The following is a 16772-nucleotide window of genomic DNA, read 5'->3' on the forward strand; positions in this document are numbered from 1 at the left end:
ACTAAAGTAGGACTGCTCCTTTTTGTGAGCGTTCTACTTTTTTTGTTTAAAAATGAGGATTGCAATGGTCCTCGCCCATTACTTTCTATAAAGAAAATAGGTGTTAACAAGATTAATATATTCTACTTTAGCTTGCTCTCTACTAATATTTTTAATTTGAAATAGCGCATTAGCCTTAAAAGCATTAATGATAGGTTTACGGCTGCTTGGTCTGTCGTAATTACTAGTTGCTTTTTTGTAGTAAGCATAGAGGCGTAATAGAAAGTCTGCAGGAAAAGGATCTGTATGATCATTTACGAGATCTACAGCAGTCTTAAATTCGATATCTAAATCTTTTTTGGAAGTCATTATTTTATTTCTGCAATGATGCTTTCACCACCACGAACTTTTTGGTTCAGTTCTACTTTTATTTCAGCATGCAAAGGTAAGAATAAATCTACTCGTGACCCAAATTTAATAAATCCTGAATCGGCACCTTGTTGTGCAGTCGCATCTACTTTTGCATAATTTACAATACGCTTGGCTAAAGCCCCAGCAATTTGGCGGTATAGAATTTTTCCAAAATTAGCGTTCTCAACCACTACCGTAGTACGTTCGTTTTCTTCACTTGCTTTTGGGTGCCATGCCACTAAATATTTCCCTGGGTGGTATTTACTATAAGTCACTTTACCAGAAATAGGGTAGCGTGTTACATGAACGTTTACCGGAGACATAAAGACAGATACCTGTATACGTTTGTCTTTAAATACTTCATTTTCTTCTACTTCCTCTATAACAACCACTTTACCATCAACAGGAGATAAGGCCTGTGAGACTTCTGGGTGGGTGTTACGTTTAGGGTTTCTAAAAAACTGTAGGATTAGTATAAAGAAGCCTAAAACCAAAAGCATTAAGCTGGTTCTTAGCCATTCTGTTGTAATAAACCCATCAATGAGAAAAAATGAAGCGACAACAATAACTAACGTTATGAAAATAATTTTATGGCCTTCTTTATGAAACATACTTTAAAATTCTTATGAATAAATATATAAATGGTACTGCAAAGATAATACTATCTAATCGATCTAACAGTCCTCCGTGTCCTGGCATTATAACGCCACTATCTTTAACCCCTGCTTGACGTTTAAATTTTGACTCTATTAGGTCACCAAATGTACCAAAAACACTAACAATAATAGCTAATATAAGCCATGAAGTATAGCTTAAGGTTAAACCTAAGCTATGCGCGTAAACGGTAATAAAATAGCTAGAAACACAAGAAAAGAATAAGCCCCCTAGGAATCCTTCAACTGTTTTTTTAGGTGATATACTCGGAAATAGTTTCTGTTTACCAAAATTCTTGCCCACTAAATACGCCGCACTGTCATTCACCCAAATAAGAATAAATGCGCCTAAAAGCATGAAAGGGGTAAACTCATCTTGATAATTTGCTATCAGCATCATAAATACAAAACCACTTGTTAAGTAGAATGCGGTTACAATATGGCGCTTAGATTCAAAAAGTGGAATTTTCTTAGCGGTAAAAACATCTTTTATTAAGATAAGGTTAACAAAGATGGTAATGACCAATAAGATTTTAATGGCTTCATTGGCAATAAGGTCTGTGGTGTTATACACACTCATATACCAAAAACCGCCATAGATAACTAAAAAGATAATGTATTGTACAAAAGATTTTAAATGGATAAGACGGCTAAATTCTGTAAGACAGATGAGGCCAAAAAGTCCAATTAAAATGACTGATGTATTCTGAGCGTATAGGGAACCTATAAGTAATACGACATAGATAACCCCAGAGAGGGCTCTTATTGCTAACTCTTTCATTATAAATCTTCTAGTAAGAGTAGGTATAAATTTTTAGAGCTGCTACCATAAGTTAAAAAGTCCTTATCGTCTGCAGTTTTAAAATGTTTAATAGTGGTAATGTTAGTCGGAATTTTTGTGGTGCTTTTTGCTTTGATTCCTTTTAAGCCTTCGCCAATAGTTTCAACAAACTGACTTGTAGTGGCGTAGATAATGAAGTTATCTGGTAATTCAATTAATTTTTTCTCTGCGATTTGGTTGGACGAAATTAATAAGGATCCGTCGTCAGAAATTAAATACTCACAGGTAGATAAAAAATAAGTGCTTTCAGAAAGATTATGCGAGGCATTTAAATTAAAATCCTTAAATAACTCAGCCAAACGTGGATCTATTATAAAGACTTTATCATTATGCCATTGATTTTCTTCTAATATGGCATTGAAACTTTCTTGTACTTCTTCTATATTTTCGCAATATAAAAATTTACCACCATTCGCTTTAAAATTAATTGTAAAGCGTTCATCTACAGGTAGCTTCATTTCTGGCATGTATTTGCCCCGCTCATGATTTGGTATGTTTTCTTCAGTTTTTTCAGATTTTCTTCCGAAGAATTTACTAAATATGCTCATTCAATAATTGCTATTAATCCTAGTGTGGTGTGTTATCTTCAAATATAAAAAAACTTAAACTAACACAGAGTTAATTTAAGCTTTTTATATGATTTATGGGAGATGAGAGCCTATTCTTCTTCTTCGCTATTAAGCACTGGAGTTTCAAAAGCACGCTTTCCGAAGATCTTTTCAAGATTGTCTTTAAAGATGACTTCTTTGTCTAATAAGACCTCTGCTAATTCTGTTAATTTGTCTTTATTATTTTCTAATAAAGTGATAGCACGTTGGTATTGCTCTTCTATAATATCAGAGATTTCTTGGTCTATAAGTTCAGCAGTTTTCTCACTGTAAGGTTTTGTAAACCCGTATTCAGATTGTCCTGAAGAATCGTAGTACGTTAAGTTTCCTACCTTATCGCTAAGACCATATACCGTAACCATGGCACGGGCTTGCTTAGTAACTTTTTCTAAGTCACTTAAAGCACCAGTGGAAATCTTATCAAAAATAACTTTCTCTGCAGCTCTACCCCCTAAAGCCGCACACATTTCGTCTAGCATCTGCTCTGGGTGTACAATTAAACGCTCTTCTGGTAAGTACCAAGCGGCACCTAAAGAACGTCCTCTAGGAACAATTGTTACCTTTACTAAAGGCGCAGCATGTTCTAACATCCAACTTACCGTAGCATGGCCCGCCTCATGGAAAGCAACCGCACGTTTCTCTGCTGGAGTAATGATCTTATTTTTCTTTTCTAAACCACCGATAATTCTATCAACAGCATCTAGGAAATCTTGTTTATTAACTGATTTTTTACCTTTTCTAGCAGCAATTAAAGCAGCTTCATTACAAACATTAGCAATATCTGCTCCAGAAAATCCTGGGGTTTGCTTCGCTAAGAAATCAATATCTAAAGTCTCTTCTTTTTTCAGTGGACGTAAATGCACTTCAAAAATTTCTTGACGTTCTCTAACATCAGGTAAGTCTACATAGATCTGACGATCAAAACGACCAGCACGCATTAAAGCGCTATCTAAAACATCGGCTCTGTTGGTTGCCGCTAAAACAATAACATTAGTGTTAGTTCCAAAACCATCCATCTCTGTTAAGAGTTGGTTAAGGGTATTTTCGCGCTCGTCGTTAGAACCCGACATGTTGTTTTTTCCTCTAGCTCTACCAATAGCATCAATCTCATCAATAAAGATAATAGATGGTGATTTTTCTTTGGCTTGCTTAAATAAGTCTCTTACACGAGAGGCACCAACACCAACAAACATCTCAACAAAATCAGATCCTGATAAAGAGAAGAATGGTACTTTAGCTTCACCTGCTACCGCTTTTGCTAATAAGGTTTTTCCTGTTCCTGGAGGTCCTACAAGTAAGGCTCCTTTTGGAATTTTACCTCCTAAGGCCGTATACTTTTCAGGGAACTTTAAGAAATCTACAATTTCTTGAACTTCTTCTTTAGCACCTTCTAAACCGGCAACATCTTTAAAAGAGGTTTTCGTGTCTATTTTTTCATCAAAGAGTTTTGCTTTAGACTTTCCTATGTTGAAGATTTGTCCTCCAGCGCCGCCTCCGCCGCCGCCAGACATTCTACGCATAATAAAAATCCAAACCCCTATAATTAAAACAAAAGGTAATAAGGTTAGGAGAAAATCGCCCCAAACATTATGTTCTGTTTCATAAACTAATTCCGTATCTAAATTATTGTTTTGGATAACTTCATTAACTTGTTTTTCAAAATTCTGAAGATCACCAAATTCAAATTTGTAATTAGGAGATGCGTTTACCGAAGGAATTATAGATTTTGAAGTTGTGTTTTTATGAGGCGCTTGTGTTTGTGCTTCCTTAGTTAAGAAAACACGAGCTTCTCGTTTATTTACAATTTCAATTTTATCAACTTGTCCTTGTTCTAAGTAATCTAAGAACTGTGCCGGAGTAGTTTGTGTCCCTGTAGATTCTCCAAATCCACCAGAAAAAATCTGAATAGAAATGAAAACGGCAATGATAATTCCGTAAATCCAATAGGGATTTAATTTAGGTTTTTTGTTTGGGTTTTTATTGTCTTTAGCCATTAAGCATGTCCTTTATTTAGTAACTCGTTTCTATTTGGGTAACCTTTGCGTCTCCCCAAAGTTCTTCAATATCGTAAAATTCTCTAATGTGTTTTTGAAACACATGCACAACAACGTTTACGTAATCCATCAAAACCCATTCAGCATTATCTGTCCCTTCAACATGCCAAGGCTTGTCTTTAAGGGATTTACTAACTTGTTTTTGAACGGAATTGACGATGGCGTTTACTTGTGTATTTGAAGAACCTTCACAAACAATAAAATAATCACAAACAGTATTTTCTATTTCTCGTAAATCTAATATTGTTATCTCTTTTCCTTTAACTTCCTCGATGCCTCCGATGATAGCTGTAATGAGTTGGTCTGTAGGTATTTTATCTTTCGTCATTAATTTGTTATAATTTTATGCAAAGTTATTATTTTTTTAGTTCTTGTAGGCGCATAATGTCATAAGAAAACTATAAAATAAATTTGCGTATTAAATGTACATAATCAAACTTAATGCCATTGACTCTACAAATAGCTATCTCAAAGATTTGGCAGCAGTGTCCTTACCCAAGGATTATACAGTAGTTGCGGCCGATTTGCAGACCAAAGGGAAAGGTCAAATGGGAGCAGAATGGCACGCTGAAGCGGGTAAAAACCTTACTGCTAGTGTGTTTAAAAGAATACCAAATTTTAAAGTTACAGATCAGTTTTATATTAGTATGACGGTGGCTTTGGCCATAAGCACGGCTTTAAGTCACTTTAAAATTCCGCAATTACGGATAAAATGGCCCAACGACATTTTGTCAGCCAACCGTAAGATCTGTGGAATATTGATTGAAAATGTCATAAAAAATAACCAATTGCAGGGTTCTATTATCGGATTTGGACTCAATGTTAATCAGAAACTATTCGAGAATTTACCCCAAGCGTCGTCAATGAGTGTATTAACGGGGATATTATATAATAAAGATGAAGTACTTGCTGAAGTTTTAAAACAACTGCAAATTTATTTCGAGATTTTGGAATCGGGACAGTTAGAGGATCTGAAATATAAGTATGAAAGTCTACTGTTTAGAAAAGATAAACCCTCAACGTTTTTGGGGGCGGATGACCAGCGGTTTGCTGGAATAATTCAAGGCATTACGGAAACGGGACAGTTACAAGTTTGGACCGAGGATGACATTATTAAATATTTCGATCTGAAAGAAGTAAAATTGTTATACTAAATCCAAACTTATACGTCTTGCTTTAAATAGCGGTTTTCATTTTAGTGACTAAGGTTTCCATAAATTTACTAATAGGATTCTTAATCATCATGGCCATCATAGCATTAAAATCGCCTTCAAAATGTAATTGAACCTCTGTTTTTTGCTCGGCGACTTCGTTGATATCTGCAATTAAAGCGAAGTCTAATTTTCCACCTGCAGCACCTAAGACAATTTTAGAGTGGGGTACGGCTTCTTTTTTCTTTAAAATAATATCAGGCATGCCTTTTAGAGCAAATAAAAATTTATCCGTGTCTAAAACTTCAAATTTACTAATGTTTTCAGGCATTAAGCTTTCAAAGTTTTTAATGTCTGAAAGAAAATTAAAAGTGGTTTCTGCGGATTGGTCTAAAGTAACTTTAGGAGATTCTAATTTCATAGTTGTGTTTTATATGGTGAGTCTTAAAGCGTATTAAGACTAACGACTTCTTTAAAAGATTGACGTTATAATTTATTGTGGTGACCAAGCACTAGGGTTGGCATTCCACTTGGCTAAAATATTTTGTTGCTCAGTGGTAATATAGTAGGTGTCTACGGCTTGCTCTAACAAGTTTTCATAATTACCTAAGGTATGCAATTCAACATCAGCCTCTTCAAAATTCTTTTTGGCAACATCAAATCCATAAGAAAAGATGGCTACCATACCTTTAATGTTTACTTCAGCTTCTTTTAAAGCTTGAACGGCATTAAGGCTACTCATCCCGGTACTAATAAGGTCCTCTACGACGACAACGGTTTGTCCTTTTTCAATATACCCTTCAATTTGGTTTTGACGGCCGTGCTTTTTTGCTTCTGGTCTAACATATACAAAAGGCAAATTTAAATATTCAGCAACGAGCGCCCCTATACCAATAGCGCCGGTAGCAACGCCAGCAATAACATCGGGCTTACCATAAAGGTCTTCTATGTTTTTAGCTATAGTCGCGCGGATATAGTTTCTAATTTGTGGAAACGATAAAACAATTCTGTTATCGCAATAAATAGGAGATTTCCAGCCAGAAGCCCACGTAAACGGGTTTTCGGGTTGTAATTTTATAGCATTGATTTGCAATAAAACTTCGGCTGTTTTTTTGGCGGTGTCTTTGTTAAAAATCATATTACAAAAATAATGATTTTTCAATCTTAAGAAATTTTAAATTAATTAAATTTTCATTTCAAATACTTTCTCGAAAAAAATAATATTTTTACATATATAATGTTGAAACCAACTAAAGGATGTACACAATATATGTGGGTGATAAACCCATCATTTTAACCACTGAGAATAAGAAAGAAACCGATTTTAAATCCTTTCTTTTAAAGTCCGTAAATATAGGCAAGGTCATAAAGACCTTAAACCGTACGGATTTAAAGGCTGTGCATTTAATTCATAAGAATGAAGAGAAGCTGCTTAAAAAGTTTTTAAAGCTTTTACCTAATGTAGTCGCCGGAGGTGGAAAAGTCTATAACGATAAGAATGAGGTCTTGTTTATCTATAGAAATGATAAATGGGATCTTCCAAAAGGTAAGGCTGAACGTAAAGAAACCATTGAAGAAACGGCGATACGTGAAGTTGAAGAGGAAACAGGTGTTGAGGGCTTAAAAATAACAAAGCCTTTACAAACGACGTACCATATCTTTAAACGAAACGGAAAGCATAAGATAAAAGTCACCCATTGGTTTGAAATGAAAACGACTTTTAACGGTACCTTGTCGCCTCAAGAAAATGAAGGGATAACTAAGGTCGAATGGCTAAATGAAAAAGCGTCTCAAGAAGCTTTAGAAAACAGCTACGCTAATATTCGTATTTTGGTGTAGGGCTTTTAAGTCTAAACCGATAGTACTTCTCGTTTTAAAAATGTTTTGCCTTAAACCGTTGCTTATATGAAAGGCAACGGCATTAAAAGAATCTACTAAAACATAGGGCATTACTCCGTAATACGATATACCGGATACTGTAAGTGGGCCTTCTCATAATACTTACTTTGCTTGTGTAGCCAGTCTAATTGCGCATACCAATTGTTGGTAAACGCTTCATCATAACTAACTTTTACATTAAATTCCATTTGTAAGTTGGGGTTGTTATTTAGAAGCTCTTCAGCTTTATCTTCCCATACATAAGGTGAAAACCCTTCCTTTTGCTGTAAAATAGTATCGAAGAAATTCCAATTAAAAAAAGAATCTACAGCCATAGGCTCTAAGGTTTCAATAAGATAACGTTGTGCATATTGATCTGTTGGAACCAAATAATCTCCTTTTCTGAAGGTCTTGTTTATTAAAGTTGAACTGACCTGAGTATTGTAATGCGCATAATGACCTTCATATGGTGTCTTTCTCGTGTCATAATTACTAATCTTATAAGATTCTACCGTAATAAGGGTGTCTTTAGATAAGGTTTGGTACTGCACATTATTACGATTTAATAAGCTTATGACGTGATGCCAACCTTGTGAGATAACATAGGCTTTAGGTATGGTAACCGAATCTTTTGCTGTAAAATAATCTTGATAGGCGATAGGTCTAGTATAAGGTTCGTCTCGGTTATATTTTAAACGTTCTGCTCCGGTAAAATTGCTTGCAATAGTATGGCCTTCATAGCCTTTGAATTCTCGCGTTGATGATTTTATGCTGTCTACTTCCCATTGCAACGGGTAGCTTGCGCCTGCATACCATAAGTTCTGTTGTTCACGCTGAAGAGCTTTTATTTCAGAACTTTGTTCGTCTGTAATTTCAATCATACTTTTTAGTAATTCATAGGTGCCTTCTACACGTTGCTTGTAAGGTTTAAGCATATGCGTTTCAACCATCATCCCTAAAGTGTTGAATAAAGATGTATAGCCGGTAGAATAACGAGGACTATCTAAAAATTGTGTAAAGCCTCTTTCAGGTGTCCGATTAAAAACATTAACGTAGGGCGTAATGTCCCAAGACTTTTTAGCTAGCTTTTCCTCTAAAGTAGGCATCATCGTTTTATGGATGTAGTTGCCCAAGGGGCCACCTAATTTATTGTGCTGTGTAAATAAATGGGTTAATGTATATTGGTAATCGGCGCCATTACTCACATGAGTATCAATAAAAACATCGGGTTGTACCATGTGGAAAATTTCAGCAAAAGTTTGTGCGTTCTTGGTGTCCGACTTTATAAAATCACGATTTAAGTCATAGTTTCTAGCATTTCCTCTAAAGCCATAGGTTTCAGGACCATTTTGATTGGTTCTAGAGTTTGCATTTCTATTTAAACTACCTCCAACATTATAAATAGGGATGGTAACAATAACCGTATTTGAGGGCGACTCTATTTTACCTTGGGCCAAATCTCTAAATAACATCATGGTGGCATCAATACCGTCCGGTTCCCCAGGATGAATACCATTATTAATGAAGAGAATTTGCTGCTTCTGTCTTAAAACTTCAAAATCAGTAGGAGTGTCTGTACTATTAAATGTAGCGACGTGTAAAGGTTTGCCGGCATCGGTTTCTCCTATCTCTTGTAATAAAATTTGAGGGTAGGTTTCAGCTAGAGCGTTATAATAGGTGATGGTTTCTTGGTAAGTTGCCGTTTTTTGACCTTCACTTTGCTCAAAAACGGTAGTGAAATTGTAAGAAACTTCAGGTTTATCAACCTTATTTTTTTTACAAGCAACTAGTAATAAAGCGAGTACAAAGAGTTTTTTCATAACAGAGAATTTGAGCTAAATTTACTTATATTTATTGACATGAAGACCTATAAATTAAGCTTTGGGGAGATCAGTATTCTTAACCCTAAACTCGCGGAAGTTATTATTAACGAAGGCGTAATCATGGACGTTGACATAGTTGTAGATTATCATAAATTTCTCATGGATCACCTTGAGGCACCCTTTACCCTCTTGGTAAATAAAAAACATTCGTATACCTATACGTTTGAAGCCCAAAAAAATATTGTTAATCACGATGTTACTAAGGCTATTGCAGTGGTAAATAGGGTTTATGCCTCTAAATTGGCGACTGATGTTTTAATCAACATTAACAGAGAAAGTAAGTGGAATATAAAAACCTTTAGGGAACGTGAAGAGGCTTTAAAGTGGTTAGAAGAACAAGCTTAGTTTTAACTTTATTTTCGCTTAAAAAATTATAACTTCGCATTTCATTATTTACCCCTATTTTATAATAAATGCAACAAACAACAAATACGATATTGATGATTCGTCCTATCAACTTCAGGATGAATGAACAAACCGCAGTTAACAATTATTTTCAAGAAGATTTAGATCTTAAAAACGCAGAAATAAACGCCAAAGCTCAGGAAGAATTTGATGCTTTTGTTGAAAAATTAAGAGCGGTCGGAATTCAGGTTATTGTAGAAAATGATGACGTTTTAAACGATACGCCAGACTCTATTTTTCCTAACAATTGGGTGAGTTTTCATAGTAATGGTGATGTGGCCAAGTATCCTATGTTTGCAGAAAATAGAAGACGAGAACGTAGAGATGAAATTTTTGTAAGACTTGAAGAAGAAGGGTTTTTAATTGAGAATATTATAGACTATACTTCAGCAGAACACGAAGGTTACTTTTTAGAAGGCACTGGGAGTGTTATTCTAGACCGTACCAATAGAAAAGCCTACTGTGCTTTATCACCTAGAGCGGATGAAGAATTGTTTATTGAATTCTGCGAAGATTTTGAATATAGTCCCGTTATTTTTACAGCCTACCAATCTGTAGATGGCGAACGCTTGCCAATTTACCATACCAATGTTATGATGTGTATTGCAGATCAGTTTGCTGTGATTTGCTTAGATAGTATTGATGACAAAAAGGAGCGTAAAAATGTAGTGAAGAATTTAAAGCAAGAAGGAAAAGAAATCATTTCTATTACTGAAGCTCAAATGCACAATTTTGCTGGAAATATGCTACAATTGTTAGGAGCCAATGATAAGCAATATCTCGTAATGAGTGAAGCGGCACACCAGAGTTTAACAGCAACACAAGTGGCAAACATAGAAAAGTATTGCCCTATTATTTCGAGTTCTTTAGAGACTATTGAAACTTGTGGTGGCGGTAGTGCCCGTTGTATGATGGCAGAAGTGTTCTTGCCTAAAAAATAGATAAATAGATAGAAAAGAAACGAATTTAAAGCTTAGGTGTTAGGCTTAAGTTTTAAATTCTGACTTTGGGAGTTCAACGTAAAATTTACTTCCTACGTTTTCTATACTTTCCACCCAAATCTTACCATTATTAAGTTCTACTAAGTCCTTAGCAATAGAAAGCCCTAAGCCGGTACCTTTTTCATTTTTAGTGCCTTTGGTCGTAAAGTTTTTATGGGCTGCAAATAATTTGGAAATATTACCATGAGAAATACCAACACCGGTATCTTCTATAGTAATACGACAGCTACCGTCGACCTCACGATTAGAAATGGTTATAACATCTCCTGTTCTGCTGAATTTAACCGCATTGGTAATTAAGTTCTGGATTACAATTTCTACCATACTACGGTCGGCATAAATTAAATCGTACTGCGATTCATCATTCAGAACAATGCGTTTGTTTTCTATCTTTTGTTCTACTAAGGCAATCTTAGTATGGAAGACTTCTTGTATGTTAAAAACTTCGGGTTTAGGTTCTAAACTTTGTAGTTGCGATTTGGACCAATTCAGTAAATTAAATAATAGGGAAGAGGCATTGTTCGCATTTTCGCTTAACTCCGGAATTAATTCAAAAAACTCTTCTTTAGAGATATTATCTTCAGTTAAGAGGTCTATAAACGCTTTTATTGAGGATATCGAATCTTTTAAGTCGTGAGATACAATAGAAAATAATTTATCTTTCACTTGGTTAACTTCTTCCAAATGTTGCGTTTTTTCTAATATGCTTTCCGTTTTTGTCTTCGCTTCAGCCAACTTGAGTTGATGGGCTTTAATAGCTTCTTTATGCGCTTTCAGTTTTAAGAGCGTAAAGGCTAAAAATAGCATTAACAACAAGGCAAGAGTTATAGAACTGTATAAAACATAAGGCTTATCTTTTGTTGGTACTGCAAGCTTTGTGTTGTCTGTAGTTTTTTTTGCATCTGAACTATTAGCAATAAGATCTAGGTGCTCAATATGCTTAGGAACAACGGGCATTTCTATTTTATTAAGTGTGGCTTTAAGCGCGTAATATTTACTTTGCCAGGTAAAAGCTTTTTGGAAATTACCGCGTATAGAGTCTAAACTCGTACGGAGTTTATAGTTCTCTAAAAGTGCGGGATTGTGGTTAAGTTCTGTTGCAATACTATAGGCTTCACTTAACTGTTCTTCTGCAATACTAAGCTTGTTATTTTTAATATTTAAGTTTCCTACAGCATTTAACGCATCTAATAAACCTGCTTTATTATTGTATTTACGGTTATAGACTAAACCTTCGTTTAAATATTCTGAAGCTTTATCGTATTCTTTAAAATGTAAGTATTCTGTTCCTATTTTTGGAAGAATTTCACCTCGTAATTTCTGATCTTCCAAAGGGTCTAAAAGTCCTAATGCATCTTCATAATAATGAATGGCTCTTCGGTGTTCTTGTAAAACAGAATAAAGTTCCGCAATATTTATTGTTGTGGTTTTTATCCCTTCGGTATCTAGTATTTGTTTTCTAACCTCTAAGGTTTTAAAGTTAAACGCTATTGCTTCATCAATCTGGTTGATTTTATAATAGGCTTCGGCGAGATTATTATAGGCAGAACTCAGCTCGTGTTTTAAAGAGAGCGTTTCAAAAATATCGATAGCGGATAGCGAGTTTTGTAAGCCGGTTTTGTAATTGCCTCGCTTTAGTTCTATAAGGCCAATACGGTTACTTACACGCGCTACCCCTAAGGTGTCTTTTAATTGTTGGTATAGATCTCTAGACTTTTCATAACTATCAATAGCATTGTAGTAATCATTACGATTGGCATAAATTAAAGCTCTGTAGTAACTGCTTTCGGCTAAACCTCTAGTGTAATGAAGTGTTTCAGAGAGTTTAGTAGTTTCATCAATAAAAAGTAAGGCCTTACTGTGGTGGTTGTTCTCGTAAAGTTCATTTATAAGCATAAGCGACACTTCTACTTTTGTAGTGTCGGCATTTAAGTAAGCTAATTGAATAGTGAGTCTATCTATTTTTTCATTTTGAGAAAAAACAGTAAACGACAAGAGACAAACAGCTATGGTAAGGTACTGTTTCATCTCAAATAGCGTTATAACAAATTGCGCTGTTTCGGTGTAAAAAACTTTTATAGAGGGATAGCAAAAGTAAGTTAACACAAAACAATAACAATCTTGTTAATGTTTGATTATTAGGCTTCATCAATGTTTGGGACATAAATTAATAGCAGACCAAAAGTGCTATTCTGAATGCAGATATGCTAATTATTAGGATTTAATACCAATATATTAGTTAAACTGACTAAAAATATTTCCTTAATTCCTAATAATGCAATATTAAATATAGATTAAGAATTCTGAGTGTTTTCTTCGGGCTGATATCCCTGATAATAAAGCGGTTTGAAATAATGCGTTAGTTTTAGAACCTAAAGACGCTGCATTCTATAGACTTTATACAGCGCTTTGAAAAGTGATTTAGAGTCTGTAATACTCACCGAAACCGACTTCCTTAATTATGTGTCCACTGAGGAAGAATAAAATAATAAAACTGCTATCTTTGCCAACGTTTTAAAATAGATAATACGTCAAAATATGAAGCTTCAAGAAACTTTAGAATTACATGTAAAAGCAGCGATACAAGCGTTGTTTGAAAAGGAATTACCATCAGTAGAATTTCAAGCAACTCGCAAGGAGTTTGCAGGAGATGTAACCGTGGTTGTATTCCCTATGTTACGTGTAGTAAAAGGTAACCCTGTGGTTATTGGCGAGCAAGTTGGTCAATATTTACAAGATCATGTAGATTTAGTCAAAGGATTTAATGTAGTTAAAGGATTTTTAAATATTGAAATTAGTGATCAGTATTATTTCGATTTCTTTCAATCTATAAAAAACGATGATCAGTTTGGTTTTGTAAAGCAAACCGATGATAAAGCGATTATGGTGGAGTATTCTTCGCCTAATACTAATAAACCTTTGCATTTAGGACATGTTAGAAATGTGCTTTTAGGGTATAGTGTTTCAGAAATTTTAAAGGCTTCAGGAAGAAAAGTTTATAAAACGCAAATTATCAATGATAGAGGAATTCATATTTGTAAAAGTATGTTGGCTTATCAGAAGTTTGGTGAAGGTGAGACTCCAACAGAAACCTTAAAAGGCGATAAATTAGTTGGGAATTACTACGTAAAATTCGATCAAGAATATAAGTCTGAAATTGAAGAATTAGTAGCCCAAGGCCAATCGGAAGAAGCCGCTAAAAAGAATGCCCCAGTATTATTAGAGGCTCAAGAAATGCTTTTAAAGTGGGAAGCTGGTGATGCAGAAGTGGTTGCTCTTTGGGAAAAAATGAACCAGTGGGTTTATGATGGTTTTGATGTGACTTATAAAAATATAGGGGTAGATTTCGATACCTATTATTACGAAAGTAACACCTATTTATTAGGAAAGGAGTTTGTTGCTGAAGGTTTAAAAACCGGAGTCTTTTTTAAGAAAGAAGATGGCTCGGTGTGGTGCGATTTAACGGAAGATGGATTAGACGAAAAAATTGTTTTGCGTAGTGATGGTACTGCTGTTTATATGACGCAAGATATTGGGACGGCTATACAACGTATTAAAGATTACCCTGATGTAGGAGGGATGGTTTATACCGTAGGAAATGAGCAAGACTACCACTTTAAAGTGTTGTTTTTAATCTTGAAGAAATTAGGATTTGAATGGGCTGAAAACTTATTTCATTTAAGTTATGGTATGGTCGATTTACCAAGCGGGAAAATGAAGAGTAGAGAAGGAACTGTTGTTGATGCTGATGATTTAATACAGGAGATGTCCGATACTGCTGAAGAAATTTCTAAAGAGTTAGGTAAACTTGAAGACTATTCCGAATCAGAGAAAAAAGCACTTTACAGAACTATTGGTTTAGGAGCGCTTAAATATTACATCCTAAAAGTAGACCCTAAAAAACGAATTTTATTTGATCCTAAAGAGTCTATCGATTTCCAAGGGAATACAGGGCCGTTTATTCAGTATACTTATGCTAGAATTCAATCTATTTTAAGAAAAGCGAATAGTGAGGCGTCTGAAACTAGCGATGTAACAACTTTTAACTTCCATGAAAAAGAAAAACAATTAATAAAGCAATTAGAGCAATTCCCTGAAGTTATTCAGAATGCAGCAGATCAGCATAGTCCTGCTTTAATTGCTAACTATACGTATGAATTGGTGAAGGACTTTAATTCGTTCTACCAAAATGTCTCTATTCTTGGAGCCGATACAGAAGCCGAAAAAACATTTAGAGTGGCCTTATCTAAAACGGTAAGCCAAACTATTAAAAATGCTTTAGCGGTATTAGGTATAGAAGTTCCAGAACGTATGTAGTCATTTGGCTTAAACATGCCTTAATTAATATCCTTATAATATTTTGAGTATTATAAGATGAGTAACGGTTTCTTAGTCTTTTTATAAAGATGAAGAAACCGTTTCTTTTTTAAGATTCATAGAGGGTTGTTTTTTTTTTTTTTTTTTTTTTAACATTCTGAATACGAGTAGTTTCTGCTGTTTTTCGTATCTTAAGGATGTTGTTGATTCATTAAATCTTATTGTTATGGAAAAATCTTACCGATTAAAATCTTTAGGTGTTACCCTTATAACACTTTGTTTTGGGCTTTTCTTTTTAAACGCTCAATCGGATTTCAAAACTTATCAGGGAACAGTTATAGATGGTGTAACGGAAGAGGCTATTGAGTTAGCGAGTCTTAATGTTTTAAAAACGAACATTAGTACCATTTCAAATTCGGAAGGCGCCTTTACATTAAAAGTTCCTGAAGCCCATCTTAATTCTAAATTAAAAATCGCTTACTTAGGGTATAATTCTTACGTTATCCCTTTATCAGAATTAGAGAATGATAAAGCGGTTATTAAACTTTATAAAGCCGTTACAGCCTTATCTCCTGTAAGTATTTCCGCTTTTAAAAATGCAGAACGTTTAGTTCGAAAAATATTTGAAGACAAGCATCACAATGTTGGGACCCCCTCAGTATTTATGACGGCTTTTTATAGAGAGACCATCAAACGCCGTAATCGAAATGTCTCTCTTACTGAAGCCGTTGTTAATATCTTAAAAGAACCTAATACCTCACAGCAGCGTGATGCTATTCAATTGAGCAAGGCCAGAAAGAGTACCGATTATAAACGTCTCGATACCGTGTCTGTAAAATTACAAGGAGGTCCGTTTTCTACGATTTATATGGATATCATGAAATATCCTGAATACATTTTTACGGATAAAAGTATTTCTGGATATCAATTTTCTTTCGATACGCCTTCGGTAATTAATAATCGTTCGGTTTACGTGGTGAATTTTGTGCCTAAAAGTGAAAAGCAACCGATTAAGTATCTAGGGAAACTTTACGTAGACGTAGAATCTTTAGCTTTAGTCAGTGCACATTATACCTTAGATCTTAGCGATCAGAAACAAGCTAGAAATTTATTGGTGAAGAAAAAACCTCGAGATGTTATTGTCTATCCTTTAGAAGCTAATTATCGTGTAGACTATCAGCAAAAAGGAGACCAATGGTACTACAGTTATTCAAATTTAAATTTGACCTTTAAGGTGAATAAAAAACGTCAGTTGTTTAATAAGGTTTATACCCTTGCTAGTGAAATGGCGGTGACGGATTGGGAAGTTAATAGTGAGATAAAACGGATAAAAAATAAAGATAGATTAAAGCCTACCGTAATTATTACGGATGCGATTTCCGGATTTTCAGATCCTAACTTTTGGGGGAAATACAATCTTATAGAACCTAATAAATCTATAGAATCTGCTATTGATAAGATTCGAAAAAATATTAAAAAGCAAAAGAAACGCGAAAATAAGAACACTGCAAATGGCTAGATCATAGTCATAAAAATTATAAATTGTGTTAGTCTGAACGTCTGCCTTCCCTAAGGTGGACGTTTTCAGTTA

16 protein-coding genes are annotated in these 16772 nt (G+C 34.7%); 6 read left to right on the forward strand and 10 right to left on the reverse strand.

Annotated elements, in window-relative coordinates; all coding sequences use genetic code 11:
• Positions 1 to 78: 78 nt before the first annotated feature.
• The 6 genes from DFQ08_RS15220 to rsfS form a co-directional block, all read right to left on the reverse strand.
• On the reverse strand, positions 79 to 348 hold the full coding sequence (locus tag DFQ08_RS15220; RefSeq protein WP_114310900.1) for an acyl-CoA-binding protein: 270 nt from the start codon (positions 346 to 348) through the stop codon (positions 79 to 81).
• On the reverse strand, positions 348 to 1001 hold the full coding sequence (locus DFQ08_RS15225) for a phosphatidylserine decarboxylase family protein (protein WP_114310901.1): 654 nt from the start codon (positions 999 to 1001) through the stop codon (positions 348 to 350). The genes DFQ08_RS15220 and DFQ08_RS15225 overlap by 1 nt, the downstream gene beginning before the upstream one ends.
• A complete protein-coding gene (locus DFQ08_RS15230; RefSeq protein ID WP_114310902.1) occupies positions 991 to 1824 on the reverse strand; it encodes a phosphatidate cytidylyltransferase in 834 nt (277 codons plus the stop codon). Before DFQ08_RS15230 ends, DFQ08_RS15225 begins: the two co-directional genes overlap by 11 nt.
• A complete protein-coding gene (locus DFQ08_RS15235; protein WP_114310903.1) occupies positions 1824 to 2432 on the reverse strand; it encodes an LUD domain-containing protein in 609 nt (202 codons plus the stop codon). The genes DFQ08_RS15230 and DFQ08_RS15235 overlap by 1 nt, the downstream gene beginning before the upstream one ends.
• 110 nt (positions 2433 to 2542) lie before the next feature.
• The gene (ftsH, locus tag DFQ08_RS15240; protein ID WP_114310904.1) at positions 2543 to 4486 is read right to left on the reverse strand and encodes an ATP-dependent zinc metalloprotease FtsH; all 1944 of its coding nucleotides are present in this window, start codon (positions 4484 to 4486) and stop codon (positions 2543 to 2545) included.
• Between the two features lie 16 nt (positions 4487 to 4502).
• Positions 4503 to 4874: a ribosome silencing factor gene (rsfS, locus tag DFQ08_RS15245; protein ID WP_114310905.1), complete on the reverse strand. Its 372-nt coding sequence runs from the start codon at positions 4872 to 4874 to the stop codon at positions 4503 to 4505.
• A gap of 94 nt (positions 4875 to 4968) precedes the next feature.
• Here rsfS and DFQ08_RS15250 point away from each other — a divergent pair, with 94 nt between their 5' ends.
• Positions 4969 to 5700, forward strand: coding sequence for a biotin--[acetyl-CoA-carboxylase] ligase (locus DFQ08_RS15250; RefSeq protein ID WP_114310906.1), 732 nt, complete (start codon positions 4969 to 4971; stop codon positions 5698 to 5700).
• 22 nt (positions 5701 to 5722) lie between these two features.
• Here DFQ08_RS15250 and DFQ08_RS15255 read toward each other — a convergent pair whose 3' ends face one another.
• Both DFQ08_RS15255 and pyrE read right to left on the reverse strand, forming a co-directional pair.
• A complete protein-coding gene (locus DFQ08_RS15255) occupies positions 5723 to 6118 on the reverse strand; it encodes an SRPBCC family protein (RefSeq protein WP_114310907.1) in 396 nt (131 codons plus the stop codon).
• A gap of 72 nt (positions 6119 to 6190) precedes the next feature.
• Entirely contained in the window at positions 6191 to 6835 is a 645-nt protein-coding gene (gene pyrE / locus DFQ08_RS15260; protein ID WP_114310908.1) for an orotate phosphoribosyltransferase, read from the reverse strand.
• A gap of 119 nt (positions 6836 to 6954) precedes the next feature.
• Here pyrE and DFQ08_RS15265 point away from each other — a divergent pair, with 119 nt between their 5' ends.
• Entirely contained in the window at positions 6955 to 7536 is a 582-nt protein-coding gene (locus DFQ08_RS15265; RefSeq protein WP_114310909.1) for an NUDIX hydrolase, read from the forward strand.
• Positions 7537 to 7646: 110 nt separating this feature from the next.
• Here DFQ08_RS15265 and DFQ08_RS15270 read toward each other — a convergent pair whose 3' ends face one another.
• A complete protein-coding gene (locus DFQ08_RS15270; protein ID WP_114310910.1) occupies positions 7647 to 9395 on the reverse strand; it encodes a M14 family metallopeptidase in 1749 nt (582 codons plus the stop codon).
• 39 nt (positions 9396 to 9434) lie between these two features.
• Here DFQ08_RS15270 and DFQ08_RS15275 point away from each other — a divergent pair, with 39 nt between their 5' ends.
• Positions 9435 to 9803 (forward strand): DUF7793 family protein, encoded by a 369-nt coding sequence (locus tag DFQ08_RS15275; protein WP_114310911.1) that lies wholly within the window; start codon positions 9435 to 9437, stop codon positions 9801 to 9803.
• Between the two features lie 68 nt (positions 9804 to 9871).
• Positions 9872 to 10804: a citrulline utilization hydrolase CtlX gene (gene ctlX, locus DFQ08_RS15280; RefSeq protein ID WP_114310912.1), complete on the forward strand. Its 933-nt coding sequence runs from the start codon at positions 9872 to 9874 to the stop codon at positions 10802 to 10804.
• Positions 10805 to 10849: 45 nt separating this feature from the next.
• On the opposite strand, the gene DFQ08_RS15285 is transcribed toward ctlX, so the two are convergent.
• Positions 10850 to 12892 carry an ATP-binding protein gene (locus DFQ08_RS15285; RefSeq protein WP_114310913.1) on the reverse strand — a complete coding sequence of 681 codons (2043 nt, stop codon included), beginning with the start codon at positions 12890 to 12892 and terminating at the stop codon, positions 10850 to 10852.
• Positions 12893 to 13402: 510 nt separating this feature from the next.
• Between DFQ08_RS15285 and argS the strand changes: the two genes are divergently transcribed.
• A complete protein-coding gene (gene argS / locus DFQ08_RS15290; protein WP_114310914.1) occupies positions 13403 to 15181 on the forward strand; it encodes an arginine--tRNA ligase in 1779 nt (592 codons plus the stop codon).
• A gap of 226 nt (positions 15182 to 15407) precedes the next feature.
• Positions 15408 to 16700: a carboxypeptidase-like regulatory domain-containing protein gene (locus DFQ08_RS15295; RefSeq protein ID WP_114310915.1), complete on the forward strand. Its 1293-nt coding sequence runs from the start codon at positions 15408 to 15410 to the stop codon at positions 16698 to 16700.
• Positions 16701 to 16772 lie beyond the last annotated feature (72 nt).

Source organism: Winogradskyella arenosi (assembly GCF_003337305.1).
Classification (GTDB): domain Bacteria; phylum Bacteroidota; class Bacteroidia; order Flavobacteriales; family Flavobacteriaceae; genus Winogradskyella; species Winogradskyella arenosi.

Coding starts and splice junctions, on each gene's coding strand:
- pyrE (WP_114310908.1), bottom strand. CDS start 6,835: ATGATTTTTAACAAAGACACCGCCAAAAAAACAGCCGAAGTTTTATTG.
- ctlX (WP_114310912.1), top strand. CDS start 9,872: ATGCAACAAACAACAAATACGATATTGATGATTCGTCCTATCAACTTC.
- DFQ08_RS15220 (WP_114310900.1), bottom strand. CDS start 348: ATGACTTCCAAAAAAGATTTAGATATCGAATTTAAGACTGCTGTAGAT.
- DFQ08_RS15270 (WP_114310910.1), bottom strand. CDS start 9,395: ATGAAAAAACTCTTTGTACTCGCTTTATTACTAGTTGCTTGTAAAAAA.
- rsfS (WP_114310905.1), bottom strand. CDS start 4,874: ATGACGAAAGATAAAATACCTACAGACCAACTCATTACAGCTATCATC.
- DFQ08_RS15295 (WP_114310915.1), top strand. CDS start 15,408: ATGGAAAAATCTTACCGATTAAAATCTTTAGGTGTTACCCTTATAACA.
- argS (WP_114310914.1), top strand. CDS start 13,403: ATGAAGCTTCAAGAAACTTTAGAATTACATGTAAAAGCAGCGATACAA.
- DFQ08_RS15285 (WP_114310913.1), bottom strand. CDS start 12,892: ATGAAACAGTACCTTACCATAGCTGTTTGTCTCTTGTCGTTTACTGTT.
- DFQ08_RS15250 (WP_114310906.1), top strand. CDS start 4,969: ATGTACATAATCAAACTTAATGCCATTGACTCTACAAATAGCTATCTC.
- DFQ08_RS15275 (WP_114310911.1), top strand. CDS start 9,435: ATGAAGACCTATAAATTAAGCTTTGGGGAGATCAGTATTCTTAACCCT.
- DFQ08_RS15230 (WP_114310902.1), bottom strand. CDS start 1,824: ATGAAAGAGTTAGCAATAAGAGCCCTCTCTGGGGTTATCTATGTCGTA.
- DFQ08_RS15265 (WP_114310909.1), top strand. CDS start 6,955: ATGTACACAATATATGTGGGTGATAAACCCATCATTTTAACCACTGAG.
- DFQ08_RS15255 (WP_114310907.1), bottom strand. CDS start 6,118: ATGAAATTAGAATCTCCTAAAGTTACTTTAGACCAATCCGCAGAAACC.
- DFQ08_RS15235 (WP_114310903.1), bottom strand. CDS start 2,432: ATGAGCATATTTAGTAAATTCTTCGGAAGAAAATCTGAAAAAACTGAA.
- ftsH (WP_114310904.1), bottom strand. CDS start 4,486: ATGGCTAAAGACAATAAAAACCCAAACAAAAAACCTAAATTAAATCCC.
- DFQ08_RS15225 (WP_114310901.1), bottom strand. CDS start 1,001: ATGTTTCATAAAGAAGGCCATAAAATTATTTTCATAACGTTAGTTATT.